Raw genomic sequence first — 12470 nt, forward strand, 5'->3', positions numbered from 1 at the left:
GAGATCCATGTCCCTGGCCATCGTCCACAGCCGTGCCCAGGTAGGCGTCGAGGCGCCCGCCGTCACCGTGGAGGCGCACCTGGCCAACGGTTTGCCGGCGTTGACCCTGGTCGGCCTGCCGGAAACCGCGGTCCGCGAGAGCAAGGATCGCGTGCGCAGCGCCATCCTCACTTCCGGCTTCGATTTCCCGGCACGGCGCATCACCCTCAACCTGGCGCCCGCCGACCTGCCCAAGGACGGCGGACGCTTCGACCTGGCCATCGCCCTCGGCATCCTCGCCGCCAGCGAGCAATTGCCCGCGGGGTCTCTGGACGGCCTGGAATGCCTGGGCGAACTGGCCCTCTCCGGCGGCCTGCGCCCGGTTCGGGGCGTGCTGCCCGCCGCGCTGGCCGCGCACGCCGCCGGACGCACCCTGGTGGTGCCGCGGGCGAACGCCGAAGAGGCCAGCCTGGCGTCGGGTCTGAACGTGCTGGCGATCGACCACCTGCTGGAACTGGCCGCCCACCTGAACGGCCGGACCCCGCTCGCGCCCTACCGGTCCAGCGGCCTGCTGCGACAGACGCGCCCCTACCCCGACCTCGCCGAGGTGCAGGGCCAGGCCGCGGCCAAGCGCGCCCTGCTGGTGGCGGCGGCAGGAGCTCACAATCTCCTGTTGAGCGGTCCGCCCGGAACCGGCAAGACCTTGCTGGCCAGCCGTCTGCCGGGCCTGCTGCCGCCTTTGGACGAACGCGAGGCGCTGGAGGTGGCGGCGATCCATTCGGTGGCCGGTAGCGCGCCGCTCTCCGCCTGGCCGCAGCGGCCGTTCCGCCAGCCCCATCATAGCGCCTCGGGACCGGCGCTGGTCGGCGGCGGCAGCCGGCCGCGCCCCGGCGAAATCACCCTGGCGCACCGGGGCGTGCTGTTTCTCGACGAATTGCCCGAATTCGACCGCAAGGTGCTGGAGGTGCTGCGCGAGCCTCTGGAAAGCGGCGAAATCGTTATCGCCCGGGCCAGCGATAAGGTGCGCTTTCCGGCGCGCTTCCAGTTGGTGGCGGCGATGAACCCCTGTCCCTGCGGCTATCTGGGCGACCCCGCCGGCCGTTGTCGCTGCACCCCGGAACAGATCCAGCGTTACCGCGCCAAGCTGTCCGGCCCGCTGCTCGACCGCATCGACCTGCACGTCGGCGTCGCCCGCGAGACCACCGCCCTGGGCGCGCCGCGCCTGGACGGCCCGGACAGCGCCGGCGCCGCCGCCCAGGTGGCGTTGGCGCGCAACCTGCAACTGGCCCGCCAGGGCTGCCCCAATGCCTTCCTCGACCTGCCCGGGCTGCACCAGCACTGTGCACTGAGCGACGAAGACCGCCAGTGGCTGGAACGCGCCTGCGAACGCCTCGGCCTGTCGCTGCGCGCCGCCCACCGCGTCCTCAAGGTGGCACGCACCCTGGCCGATCTGGAGGCGCTGCCGAGCATCGCCCGCGCCCACCTGGCCGAAGCGCTGCAATACCGGCCGGCGGCGCATGCCTGAAACTGCGAGCGCGCCATTCCACGCCACTGGACGCCTCCCGAATCCACCAAGCCATGCGCACAGGGAACCCGCCATGCTCACCACACTGGCCGTCGCCAACTATCGCTCGCTGCGCGAGCTGATCGTGCCGCTCGGCCGTCTCACGCTGATCACCAGGGCCAATGGCAGCGGCAAGTCCAACCTCTACCGCGCGTTGCGACTGCTGGCCGAGGCGGCGCAGGGCAAGCTGGTGGCCTCGCTGGCCCGCGAAGGCGGCCTGCCGGCCACGCTCTGGGCCGGACCGGAACGGATCGGCCGGGACGCGCCCCGGAACCGGCAGGCGCTGGAAGGGACGGTACGCCAGAAGCCAGTGAGTCTGCGCCTGGGCTTTGCCAGCGAGGACTTCGGCTACTGCATCGACCTGGGCCTGCCCACGCCACAAGCGGGCGAAAGCCGGGCACGGCCGAAAAGCGCCTTCGCCCTGGACCCGCGGATCAAGCGCGAATGCATCTGGGCCGGCCCCGTGGCGCGTCCGGCGGCGCTGCTGGTGGAGCGCAGCGGCGCGCTGCTGCGCGGACGCGACGAACGCGGCGCCTGGCGGGTATTGCTGGAACACCTGCCGGCTTTCGACAGCCTGTTCACGGCCTTCGCCCATCCACCGAGCGCGCCGGAGCTGTTCGAGCTGCGCGAACGGCTGCGCGGCTGGCGTTTCTACGATCATTTCCGCAGCGACGCGGATGCGCCGGCGCGCCAGTCGTGGATCGGCACCCATACCCCGCGATGGCGCCGACCTGGCGGCGGCCTAGCAGACCATCCGCGAGATCGGCGACCCTGCGGCGCTGGACGACGCGGTGGCGGATGCCTTTCCCGGTGCACAGGTGGAAGTCGCCCAGCAACAGGGCCGCTTCACTCTGGTCATGCAGCAGCCCGGCATGCTGCGGCCATTGCAGACGGCGGAGCTGTCCGACGGAACCCTGCGCTATCTGCTGTGGATCGTTGCCCTGCTCAGCGCCCGGCCACCGGCGCTGATGGTCCTCAACGAGCTGGGAACCAGCCTGCACCCGGACCTGCTGCCCGCCCTCGCCCGTTTGATCGCCAGGCTCGCCGGACATACCCCCAGGTCCTGGGGGTATCCCACGCGCCCCGGCTGATCGCCGCCCTGGAGCGCTATCCCGAATGTAATGCCCTGTGGCTGGAAAAGGATGGCGGCGAAACCCGCGTCGCCGGCCAGCGTCTTCTCGACGCCCCGGCCTGGCACTGGCCCGGTCGCTAACGATTCAGGGCTTCGTACAGATAGTCGGTGAAGGCGCGAATCAGCGCCGAGGTCTGACGGTGCTGCGGGTAGACCGCATAGACCTTCGCCGGCGGCCCCTGGAAGGCTTCGAGCACCGGCAGCAGCGTGCCGGCGGCCAGCTCCGGGCCGACGATGAAGGTCGGCAGCCAGGCCAGGCCCAGCCCGGCCAGGGCGGCGTCGCGTACCAGTTCGCCGTTGTTGACCCGGTAACGGCCATGCACCTCGACGCGCTCGGGCCGGCCGTCGCGCCAGTAGGTCCAGAGCACCAGCTTGCCATGACCGTAGAGCAGGCAATCGTGCTCGCGCAGTGCTTCCGGCGTCTGCGGCGCGCCACGCCGTTGGAGATAGGCGGGGCTGGCGCAGGTGACCATCCGCAGCGGAGCCAGGGCGCGGGCGATCAGCGTGGAATCGGCCAATTCGCCGATGCGCACCGCCATGTCGTAGCCCTCTTCAAGCAGGTCGGTGCGCCGGTCGCTCAGCTCCAGCTCGACGGCGACTTCGGGATAGCGCTCGAGAAAACCCGGTAGCAAGTGACTCAGGTGCAGGGTGCCGAAGGACATGGGCGCCGACAGACGTAGCGTGCCGCGCGGCGTCGCCCGCTGCTGCAGGATGGCCTGCTCGGCCTCCGCCACGTCGTCGAGAATCCGCCGGACCCGCTCGCAGTAGAGCGCGCCCAGCGGAGTGACGGCGAGCCGGCGGGTCGAACGGTTGAGCAGACGCGCGCCGAGGCGCGCCTCCAGGCCCATCAGCCGGCGGCTGACGAACTGCTTGGATAGCCCCAGCGCCTCGGCCGCGGAGGTGAAACTGCCGCCGTCCACCACGGCGACGAACAGGCGCATGTCTTCGAGCTGGTTCATTGTCCCTCCCAGGTGGACGACTTAACGCTTTTCGGCATCTCAATCGAATCCTGAAGAGACACTAATCTGTACTCACAGCGCAAGACACTGCTTCATCAACCCGGAGATACCGACATGACTTTCTCGCTCCCCACCAACCTCCACGGCGCCACCCCCCTCATCGGCCGCGCCCTGCTCGCCTCGCTATTCCTCGTCAGCGGCCTGGGCAAGGCCGCCGCTCCGGCTGCCACGCTCGGCTACATCGGCAGTATTGGCCTGCCTTTGCCCGCGCTAGCCTTGGCGGCCGCGCTGGTGGTCGAACTGGGCTTCGCCACGGCGCTGCTGCTCGGTTACCGCACCCGCCTGGTCGCCTTGGTCATGGCCGGCTTCAGCATCGCGACGGCCCTGATATTCCACAACCAGTTGGGCGACCAGAACCAGTTCATCCACTTCTTGAAGAACCTGGCGATCGCCGGCGGCCTGCTGCAGGTGGCCGCCTTCGGCCCCGGCGCCCTGAGCCTGGATGCCCGCAGCGGCCGCCGCGTCGCCCAAGCCTGAAAACCACCGCCCGGCTCCGGCCGGGCCGCATTCGACCGGGGAGCCCCTTATGATCACTACCGAACTGCGTCGCGCCAACGAACGAGGCCGGGCCGACCACGGCTGGCTGCAATCGCGCCACAGCTTTTCCTTCGCCGACTATCACGATCCCGAACAGATCGGCTTCTCCGACCTGCGGGTGATCAACGACGACCGCGTCGCCCCCGGCCAAGGCTTCGGCCGCCACCCGCACCGGGACATGGAAATCCTCTCCTACGTGCTCGACGGCGCCCTCGAGCACCGGGACAGCTTGGGCAACGGCTCGCTGATCCGCCCCGGCGACATCCAGTTGATGCGCGCCGGCAGCGGTATCGCGCACAGCGAGTTCAACGCCTCGGACCGCGAGCCGGTGCACTTTTTGCAGATCTGGATATTGCCGGACACCAGGGACCTGGCGCCGGGCTACCAGCAGGAGCACTTCGCCAGTGCGGACAAGCGCGGCCGGCTGTGCCTGATCCTTTCGCCGGACGGCGCCGCAGACTCGCTGCGCATCCACCAGAATACGCGGGTCTACGCCGGGCTATTCGACGGCGCGGAACGGGCTACGCTGGAACTCGACGGCCAGCGCCACGCCTATGTGCACCTGGCGCGTGGCACCCTGAGCGTCAACGGCCAGCGCCTGGAAGCGGGCGACGGCCTGCGCATTCGCCACGCCGAGCGGCTGGAGTTCGCCGCCGGCGAGCAGGCCGAGGTGCTAGTCTTCGACCTGCGCCCGAACGAGCTGCCGCAGCGGCCGTGAACGGCGGCGGGCCGGCGATCCGGACGGCGGGCCGCTCCCGCCGAAGGTCCGGCCGGGACTGCTAGAATGCCCGGCCGTCCCGTCTCGCGAGGCCCGCCATGTCCCGACTCAATCCCCGCCAGCAGGAAGCCGTGACCTACGTCGGCGGCCCGCTGCTGGTGCTCGCCGGCGCCGGCTCCGGCAAGACCAGCGTAATCACCCGCAAAATCGCCTACCTGATTCAACACTGCGGCATCCAGGCCCGCCACATCGTCGCCATGACCTTCACCAACAAGGCCGCCCGCGAGATGAAGGAGCGCGTCGGCAGCCTGCTGCGCGGCGCCGAAGGCAAGGGACTGACCGTCTCCACCTTTCACAACCTCGGCCTCAACATCATCCGCAGGGAACACGCGCGACTCGGCTACAAACCCGGCTTCTCGATCTTCGACGAGGGCGACATCAAGACCCTGGTCGCCGACATCATGCAGAAGGAATACGCCGGCGACGACGGCGCCGACCAGGTGATCCAGCAGATCGGCGCCTGGAAGAACGACCTGATCCTCCCCGACCAGGCCCTGTCCCGCGCGCGCAATCCCCGCGAGCAGAACGCCGCCATCGTCTACCTGCACTATCAGCGCACCCTCAAGGCCTACAATGCGGTCGACTTCGACGACCTGATCCTGCTGCCGGTGAAACTCTTCGAGAGCCAGCCCGAGGTGCTGGAGAAATGGCAACAGCGCATCCGCTACCTGCTGGTCGACGAATACCAGGACACCAACGCCAGCCAGTACTTGTTGGTGAAGCTCCTGGTCGGCATACGCCACCAGTTCACCGTGGTCGGCGACGACGACCAGTCGATCTATGCCTGGCGCGGCGCCCGCCCGGAAAACCTGATGCAGTTGAAATCGGACTATCCCTCGCTGAAGGTGGTGATGCTCGAACAGAACTACCGCTCGACCAGCCGCATCCTGCGCTGCGCCAACGTGCTGATCGCCAACAATCCCCACGTGTTCGACAAGCAGTTGTGGAGCGAGATGGGTCACGGCGACGAGATCCGCGTGATCCGCTGCCGCAACGAGGAGGCCGAGGCCGAGCGGGTAGCCATGGAGATCCTCACCCTGCACCTGAAGACCGGCCGGCCCTACAGCGACTTCGCCATCCTCTACCGCGGCAACTACCAGTCGCGGCTGATGGAAATGAAGCTGCAGCACCACCAGATTCCCTACCGCCTCTCCGGCGGCACCAGTTTCTTCGCTCGCCAGGAGGTGAAGGACCTGATGAGCTACTTCCGCCTGCTGGTCAACCCGGACGACGATAACGCCTTCCTCCGGGTGATCAACGTACCGCGTCGCGAGATCGGCTCGGCGACCCTGGAAAAGCTCGGCCAGCATGCCGGCGAGCGCAACCTCTCGTTGTACGAGGCCGCCGGCGACCCGGCGCTGGCCGACCACCTGGACGGCCGCTACTGCGAGCGCCTGGTGCGTTTCGTCCGCTGGATGGATGGCGTGCGCCGGCAGTGCGCGCAGAACGACCCGATCGCCGCCCTGCGCAGCATGGTGATGGACATCGACTACGAGAACTGGCTCCGCCAGAACGCCTCCAGCGACAAGGTCGCCGATGTGCGCATGGGCAACGTCTGGTTCCTCGTCGAAGCACTGAAGAATACCCTCGAAAGAGACGAGGACGGCGGGATGACCATCGAGGAAGCCATCGGCAAGCTGGTCCTGCGCGACATGCTCGAGCGCCAGCAGGAGGAAGAGGAAGGCGCCGAGGGTGTGCAGATGCTCACCCTGCATGCCTCTAAGGGCCTGGAATTTCCCCATGTGTTCATCATCGGCGTGGAGGAGGAAATCCTCCCCCACCGCTCTAGCATCGAAGCCGACACCATCGAGGAGGAGCGCCGCCTGGCCTACGTCGGCATCACCCGCGCCCGGCAGAACCTAGCGCTGACCTTCGCCGCCAGGCGCAAGCAGTACGGCGAGATCATCGACTGCGCGCCCAGCCGCTTCCTCGCCGAACTGCCGCAGGACGACTTGATCTGGGAAGGCCAGGAGGATGCGCCGGTGGAAGCCAAGGCAGCACGAGGCAAGAGCGCGCTGGCCGATATCCGGGCGATGCTCAAGCGCTGAGCGTACCGCTTTCCTCGGGCAGCCGGCGGCGCCTGCCGGGCTGGCGCCGATGCCCGGCCGGGTCATCGCCCAGCGCCCTTCGAGGACTTTTGTCCCGCTCGGCGGTCGGATCGAATGATGGCCGCGGCCATCGCCCGTACCCGCACTCCATTCCGAGAGACTAGAAGCCCTCGGCAATCCGCCTTTTTGCAAGGAGGTATCATGCGTTCCAGATTGCTCGCGATCCCGCTGCTGCTCGGCTTCGCCAGTTCGCCCGTTTTCGCCAGCGACATTTCCTGCCGCGTGATCGAGGTACTCGACGGCGACGCCTTCACCTGCCTGACCGACACCGAAAAACGGATCGGCATCCGGCTGGTGGAAATCGACGCGCCGGAAGCCAAGCAGCCCCATGGCGACAAATCCCGCCAGATGCTGAGCGAACTGGTGCTCGAGCGGAAGGTCGCCCTGCAAGTGCAGGAGACCGACCATCATGGCCGCCTGGTGGCGCGGGCCCGTGTCGGCACGCGCGACGTCAATGCCGAACTGGTCAGTCAGGGTGGCGCCTGGAGCAGTTCCCGACACGACGAAAACAGGAGCCTCGCGCTTTTGGAGAGCCAGGCCAAGGCGGACAAGCGTGGCCTATGGGCCCTTCCCAGGGCGGAACGGGTTCCGCCCTGGGAGTGGCGCGCCCTGGGCTGGAACGAACACCCGGCGCCGAGCGAAGCCAGCCTGGACATGATCGCCAAAGGCCAGACAGCCAGCGGCCTGCGTTGCAACGGGAAGCGCTTCTGCGAGGAAATGAGCAGTTGCGGCGAGGCCAAGTTCTACGTGGAGAACTGCGGGCCGCGCAGCCTCGACGGCGATCGCGACGGCGTGCCCTGCGAGTCGCTGTGCAAATAGGCATCGTTCAGCCGGACAGCGATAGTCCTCGTCACAGGACATCCGGCCGCCACTCGGGCAAGCGCCCCGCTCGACGCGGGGCTCTCCCGAGTCACCACCCCTTCGCGTACTCCTTGCGCTGCGCCCGCAGCCAGGCTCTGTCGCGCTCCGCGCTCTGCAGCAGCACCCGCTGCCGATACAGACCCAGGCGGCACTTTTGCTCCGCGGCCGGCAGCCCGTCCCAGCCCTGGAACAACCCCGCGTCGTCGGCCACATCCTCCAGGTTCAGGCCGGCCTTCGAACGGGACGTCCGGCCTGTCCAGCATCCTGCGCACAGGCCGGCCACGAACAGGCCGCCGCACATGAACGAAACATAAAGGATGAATGTGAGCACCATTTGGCTTGCCCTCCTTGGCGTGCTGAGGGAACCAAGCTAGCAAGTAAGCGGGTCCGCCACGATGATTTGGCGCAAGACAACGGCCCCGAACGAGCGGGCGCTCATACAGCTACGGATCCGGCCATCGCATCCCGCTCAACGACCGTAACGGTGCACCAAAGATTTCACGCAAGCCTTGTATTGGGGCAGCGCATAGGCATCGGCCACGACCATGCGATTGAGCGCGCAGTCCTCCATGGCCATGTCCAGAGCCACGTCCACGTGGCGCTGCGCATTGTCATGGTAGAGACCCGAACAGGCGTACGGGACGCCGATGACGCTCAGTGTGAGCCCTGCCTGACGCAGGAATCGGATCCAACTGCGGGGATCGTCGGCCCACTCGACCAGGGCTTCGAAAAAAACCACTACTGGCTTCAATTTCGCGCTCCTTCGGGAAAAGCCCGCACCCTCTTCAAGCTCTCGGAAAGCCATGATGTTCAGGCAAGAAATTGGCCAGCCCCGGAACGTGGAGACTGGCGGACGATCCCGACAAATTCATCGCACGATCTGTGCACTTCGCAGGGCCTTCACTCCTTGTGTCTCAATTCCCGCGCCTGCTTCAACTGCAATTCGGCATAGCGGCGTAGATAGGTAGCCATGAGCCCTAACCCCCGCTGTTCCAGTTCGCGCGCCAATCGGTAGTTCTCGTGCCCGCGCTTGGCCAGTTGCCGGGCTTTGGCCTCGGGATCGGTCGGTAAGAAAGAGGTCATGCCTACCTCCACAGCCGAAGCCGCCTGCTTTGACCAGGCGGCCAGATTGATCGGGAATGACCGCTGCGTTCACAGCTCCCTGCTACGCACGATGGGAGGACGAAGCACGGAGCAGGAAAGCGCCGGCCCCATCGTGGCGTGCAAACCTCGGCAGTCCCCCGGTCGCATGCAAATACATCGCCAGTCTCCGGCGAACCGACGGGACTAGAGACGGTCGGCATTCGGTCTGTAAGACATCGCCTACAACGGCTTGAGAGCCTTGCGGATTTATGCAAGACGGCTGCCACGCTACAGTCGCTTCCGCGTTGGCAGGTCGGCACGGTCTGACCAGGAAGGTCGGCCGGAAGCTTCGCCAGCGCGCACTCCAGCGCGACGGCCCGGAGAAAAACGGGAATTATAGAAACGGCGACGGCCCGCACGCCGTCTCCCGTCCGCCGGAGCTGCTACCCTCCGGACGCTTGTCTGTCCGAATGACATTGCGTGCGGACACCGGATTGCCGAAACCATCCCAGGTCGAACGACTGTTGGAACAGTCCGGCCTGCGCCCCCCATGGAAAAACGATCGATAAAAATGATGAAAGCCGGTATGACCTCCCCACTTTCCCGTCGCTTCCAAGTTCGCGACATTTCCGCTCAATATAGCGGCCCGACCTTCGACCTCATCTTCCACGACACCGAGAGCAAGGTCATACGCTATTCGGAAGCCATATGGGACTCGGAAGCCCTGGCGCTAGCCGAGGCCGACCGGCTCGAAAAGTCGCAGGCCCATCCAGTTCATTGGGACGCCTGCTAGAACCCAGGGAACAACCTCTCCCTCGCCGAACGCCAACCGCCTCGCCCCGAACACAGCTCCGAGCCATTCCGGCCAGACCGGCATCCGCCACATGCCATGCGTCATGCGGTCGGCCTTGCCATATCCGCAGCCGGCTGCTGGCATGAAGGGAGGCGTGCCCGCCGGGGCGGCTCTTCAATGGAACCATGCGAGGAAACGAATGAAGATGCAGAACAAGGATCTACCGGGTTGGCTGCTGGCCGCCGGACTGGGACTGGCCGCCCCCTTCGGCATGGCGGCGCAGGACGAGGTGACCCCGGCGCAGGTGGTCGCCGCTCTGGAGGACACCTTCGGCGTGACCCCGGGCGAGCGGCGCAACCACATCAAAGGCACCTGCGCGAGCGGCGAGTTCGTCGGCCTGCCCGCCGCGGCCGCCTGGTCGCGCTCGGCGCTGTTCTCCGGACAGCCCGTGCCAGTCGTCGCACGCTTCTCGCTGCCGGGCGGCAACCCGAAGGTGCCCGACACGGCCAGAAGCGTTCGCGGCATGGCCCTGGAGTTCCGCCTCCCCGGCGGCGCCCTGCAACACATGACCATGCTCGATACTCCGGTCTTCGGCGCGGCGCAGCCGAAGACCGTCCTCGACCAGATCCTTGCCCTGAAGCCCGACCCGACCACCGGTAAGCCCGATCCGGCCAAGCTCGCGGCCTTCCGGGCCAGCCACCCGGACAGCTGGGCGCAGGCGCGGTTTCTCGCCGAGCACAACCCGCCGCCGAGCTTCGCTAACGGCAGCTACTTCGGCATCCATACCTTTACGTTCGTCGATGCCACCGGCAAGGCCACCCTAGTGCGCTGGCGCTTCGTGCCCGAGGATGGCGAGAAGAGCCTGTCCGACGAGGAACTCGAAACCCTGCCGGCTGACTTCCTCGAAGAGCGGCTGATTCAGCGCACCGCCCAGGGTCCGGTGCGCTGGGACATGCTGGTGAGCATCGGCCAGCCTGGCGACCCGGAGAACGACCCTACGGTGGCCTGGCCGGAGAACCGCGAGCAGGTGAAGGCCGGCACCCTGGTCCTGACCGCCGCCATGCCGCAGAAGGGCGCCGCCTGCGAGAAGATCAACTTCGACCCGCTGGTGATGGCCGAGGGCATCGCCCCGACCGACGATCCCATCCTGCGCTTTCGCTCCCCTGCCTACGCGGTGTCCTTCGCCAAGCGCCAGGCCGGGCAGTGACGGCCGGTCCTGCCAGCGCGGGGACAGCGTGCCGGCGGGGCACTTCCGGCTCGCCGCGCCACCCTGTACTGTGCACCCACAGACTTTCCCAGGCGGGCAGCGGCCCGAGGCAGGCTCATGGAGCAGTTGAAACGGAAGATCCGCGAACACGGCAGTGTGCTCTCGGAGCAGGTCTTGAAGGTGGATGCTTTCCTCAACCATTAGGTCGATCCGCAACTAATGCGGCAGATCGGCCAGGAGTTCGCCCGGCGCTTTCGCGACCAGGCCATCGACAAGGTGATCACCCTCGAGACGTCGGGCATCGCACCGGCGCTGATGACTGCATTGGAGCTGGACGTGCCGCTGGTCTTCGCCCGCAAGCACCGCTCGCTGACCCTGACCGATGACCTGCTGACCGCCCGCGTCTATTCCTTCACCAGGCAGGTGGAAAGCACCGTGGCCATTTCCGCCAGCCATCTGGCGACCGGCGAGCGCATCCTGATCGTCGACGACTTCCTGGCCAACGCCCAGGCTGCGCTGGGATTGGCCACCATCGTCCGCCAGGCTGGAGCACGGCTGGTCGGGATCGGCATCGTCATCGAGAAATCCTTCCAGCCCGGACGCCGGGCGCTGGAAGAACAGGGCTACCGGGTCGAGTCCCTGGCACGGATCGGTTCGCTCGCGGGCGGCCAGGTCAGCTTCGTGGAGTGAGCGGAAACGACGAAGCCGCCCACACAGGCTGTGCGACAACCACTACGCCCGGTCGTGCTGCGTTGAAATCGAGCCCCAAATGCTCGTCTACGGCCCGTAAACTGCGCTTCCTCGCCCGACCTCGCCTTGCCCGACCTTCGCTCGCTAGGTTCTCACATCGTCTATACAGGCGGCTTCGTCTTCGGCCGAGCCGCGGTTAGAGACCGGACATCTTGCCGATGGCGGCTTTCAGCTCGTCGTCCGAGCAATCGGCGCAGGTGCCTTTCGGCGGCATGGCGTTGAGGCCGGAGAGCGCCGACTGAAGCAGGCCGTCGAGGCCACCCTTGGCATCGGCGCGCGTCTTCCAGGCGGCGCTGTCGCCAACCTTCGGCGCGTTCAACAAGCCAGTGCCGTGGCAGGCGTTGCAGTACTTGGCGACAACATCGTCACCGCTGCGCGCGCCACCGCCGGCGGCAGCGGCGGCAGCGGTAGCGACGCCCTTGCATTCCTGACCGGCCACGCAGACTTCGCCGACCGGTTTGAGACGCTCGGCGATTTCCGCGTCGGTCGCGGCCTGGACGCCCGCCGCCCACAAGGACAACACGGCGACCGGTGCCGCCAACATCTTGATCAGATTCACCCTTACCCCCCTCATCGTGGCTGATTACGTGCACCCGCGGCCACGGGTTTTCGCGAGCGCGCGGGAGTATAACCCTACAAAAGACAGGCTGAAACAAGCC

The 12470-nt window shown here is 67.1% G+C and carries 12 protein-coding genes and 2 pseudogenes; 9 read left to right on the plus strand and 5 right to left on the minus strand.

Features of this window, described 5'->3' with window-relative positions:
- Positions 1-7 precede the first annotated feature (7 nt).
- Entirely contained in the window at positions 8-1504 is a 1497-nt protein-coding gene (locus tag ACGI6K_RS20015; RefSeq protein WP_376944608.1) for a YifB family Mg chelatase-like AAA ATPase, read from the plus strand.
- 73 nt (positions 1505-1577) lie between these two features.
- Positions 1578-2756: pseudogene (locus ACGI6K_RS20020) on the plus strand (AAA family ATPase).
- Here ACGI6K_RS20020 and ACGI6K_RS20025 read toward each other — a convergent pair.
- Positions 2753-3634 carry a LysR family transcriptional regulator gene (locus ACGI6K_RS20025; RefSeq protein ID WP_376944610.1) on the minus strand — a complete coding sequence of 294 codons (882 nt, stop codon included), beginning with the start codon at positions 3632-3634 and terminating at the stop codon, positions 2753-2755. The pseudogene ACGI6K_RS20020 and the gene ACGI6K_RS20025 overlap by 4 nt on opposite strands.
- Before the next feature lie 114 nt (positions 3635-3748).
- On the opposite strand from ACGI6K_RS20025, the gene ACGI6K_RS20030 reads away from it, so the two are divergent.
- The 4 genes from ACGI6K_RS20030 to ACGI6K_RS20045 all read left to right on the plus strand — a co-directional run bounded on the left by ACGI6K_RS20030 (position 3749) and on the right by ACGI6K_RS20045 (position 7936).
- The gene (locus tag ACGI6K_RS20030) at positions 3749-4171 is read left to right on the plus strand and encodes a DoxX family protein (RefSeq protein WP_376944612.1); all 423 of its coding nucleotides are present in this window, start codon (positions 3749-3751) and stop codon (positions 4169-4171) included.
- A gap of 49 nt (positions 4172-4220) precedes the next feature.
- Positions 4221-4949: a pirin family protein gene (locus ACGI6K_RS20035; RefSeq protein WP_376944614.1), complete on the plus strand. Its 729-nt coding sequence runs from the start codon at positions 4221-4223 to the stop codon at positions 4947-4949.
- A gap of 98 nt (positions 4950-5047) precedes the next feature.
- On the plus strand, positions 5048-7057 hold the full coding sequence (gene rep / locus ACGI6K_RS20040; protein WP_376944616.1) for a DNA helicase Rep: 2010 nt from the start codon (positions 5048-5050) through the stop codon (positions 7055-7057).
- 201 nt (positions 7058-7258) lie between these two features.
- Positions 7259-7936 carry a thermonuclease family protein gene (locus tag ACGI6K_RS20045; RefSeq protein ID WP_376944618.1) on the plus strand — a complete coding sequence of 226 codons (678 nt, stop codon included), beginning with the start codon at positions 7259-7261 and terminating at the stop codon, positions 7934-7936.
- Positions 7937-8027: 91 nt separating this feature from the next.
- On the opposite strand, the gene ACGI6K_RS20050 is transcribed toward ACGI6K_RS20045, so the two are convergent.
- The 3 genes from ACGI6K_RS20050 to ACGI6K_RS20060 all read right to left on the minus strand — a co-directional run bounded on the left by ACGI6K_RS20050 (position 8028) and on the right by ACGI6K_RS20060 (position 9061).
- Positions 8028-8312, minus strand: coding sequence for a hypothetical protein (locus tag ACGI6K_RS20050; RefSeq protein WP_376944620.1), 285 nt, complete (start codon positions 8310-8312; stop codon positions 8028-8030).
- A gap of 135 nt (positions 8313-8447) precedes the next feature.
- Positions 8448-8729, minus strand: coding sequence for a hypothetical protein (locus ACGI6K_RS20055; protein WP_376944622.1), 282 nt, complete (start codon positions 8727-8729; stop codon positions 8448-8450).
- A 149-nt stretch (positions 8730-8878) separates the two neighbouring features.
- Positions 8879-9061, minus strand: coding sequence for a hypothetical protein (locus ACGI6K_RS20060; RefSeq protein ID WP_376944624.1), 183 nt, complete (start codon positions 9059-9061; stop codon positions 8879-8881).
- A 586-nt stretch (positions 9062-9647) separates the two neighbouring features.
- On the opposite strand from ACGI6K_RS20060, the gene ACGI6K_RS20065 reads away from it, so the two are divergent.
- From ACGI6K_RS20065 to ACGI6K_RS20075, 3 genes and pseudogenes are all read left to right on the plus strand, one after another.
- Positions 9648-9854, plus strand: a complete 207-nt coding sequence (locus ACGI6K_RS20065) for a hypothetical protein (protein ID WP_376944626.1) — start codon at positions 9648-9650, stop codon at positions 9852-9854.
- 199 nt (positions 9855-10053) lie between these two features.
- Entirely contained in the window at positions 10054-11061 is a 1008-nt protein-coding gene (locus ACGI6K_RS20070; RefSeq protein ID WP_376944628.1) for a catalase family peroxidase, read from the plus strand.
- 117 nt (positions 11062-11178) lie between these two features.
- Positions 11179-11751, plus strand: a pseudogene (locus tag ACGI6K_RS20075) (xanthine phosphoribosyltransferase).
- Between the two features lie 196 nt (positions 11752-11947).
- On the opposite strand, the gene ACGI6K_RS20080 reads toward ACGI6K_RS20075, so the two are convergent.
- The gene (locus tag ACGI6K_RS20080) at positions 11948-12385 is read right to left on the minus strand and encodes a c-type cytochrome (protein WP_376944630.1); all 438 of its coding nucleotides are present in this window, start codon (positions 12383-12385) and stop codon (positions 11948-11950) included.
- Positions 12386-12470: the final 85 nt, after the last annotated feature.

Origin of the sequence: Azorhizophilus paspali, from assembly GCF_043587585.2 — a bacterium.
Lineage (GTDB): Bacteria > Pseudomonadota > Gammaproteobacteria > Pseudomonadales > Pseudomonadaceae > Azotobacter > Azotobacter paspali.

What these genes read in the sequence shown, in the direction of transcription:
- ACGI6K_RS20015 (WP_376944608.1), top strand. Translation starts at nt 8, where the DNA reads ATGTCCCTGGCCATCGTCCACAGCCGTGCCCAGGTAGGCGTCGAGGCG.
- ACGI6K_RS20025 (WP_376944610.1), bottom strand. Translation starts at nt 3,634, where the DNA reads ATGAACCAGCTCGAAGACATGCGCCTGTTCGTCGCCGTGGTGGACGGC.
- ACGI6K_RS20030 (WP_376944612.1), top strand. Translation starts at nt 3,749, where the DNA reads ATGACTTTCTCGCTCCCCACCAACCTCCACGGCGCCACCCCCCTCATC.
- ACGI6K_RS20035 (WP_376944614.1), top strand. Translation starts at nt 4,221, where the DNA reads ATGATCACTACCGAACTGCGTCGCGCCAACGAACGAGGCCGGGCCGAC.
- rep (WP_376944616.1), top strand. Translation starts at nt 5,048, where the DNA reads ATGTCCCGACTCAATCCCCGCCAGCAGGAAGCCGTGACCTACGTCGGC.
- ACGI6K_RS20045 (WP_376944618.1), top strand. Translation starts at nt 7,259, where the DNA reads ATGCGTTCCAGATTGCTCGCGATCCCGCTGCTGCTCGGCTTCGCCAGT.
- ACGI6K_RS20050 (WP_376944620.1), bottom strand. Translation starts at nt 8,312, where the DNA reads ATGGTGCTCACATTCATCCTTTATGTTTCGTTCATGTGCGGCGGCCTG.
- ACGI6K_RS20060 (WP_376944624.1), bottom strand. Translation starts at nt 9,061, where the DNA reads ATGACCTCTTTCTTACCGACCGATCCCGAGGCCAAAGCCCGGCAACTG.
- ACGI6K_RS20065 (WP_376944626.1), top strand. Translation starts at nt 9,648, where the DNA reads ATGACCTCCCCACTTTCCCGTCGCTTCCAAGTTCGCGACATTTCCGCT.
- ACGI6K_RS20070 (WP_376944628.1), top strand. Translation starts at nt 10,054, where the DNA reads ATGAAGATGCAGAACAAGGATCTACCGGGTTGGCTGCTGGCCGCCGGA.
- ACGI6K_RS20080 (WP_376944630.1), bottom strand. Translation starts at nt 12,385, where the DNA reads ATGAGGGGGGTAAGGGTGAATCTGATCAAGATGTTGGCGGCACCGGTC.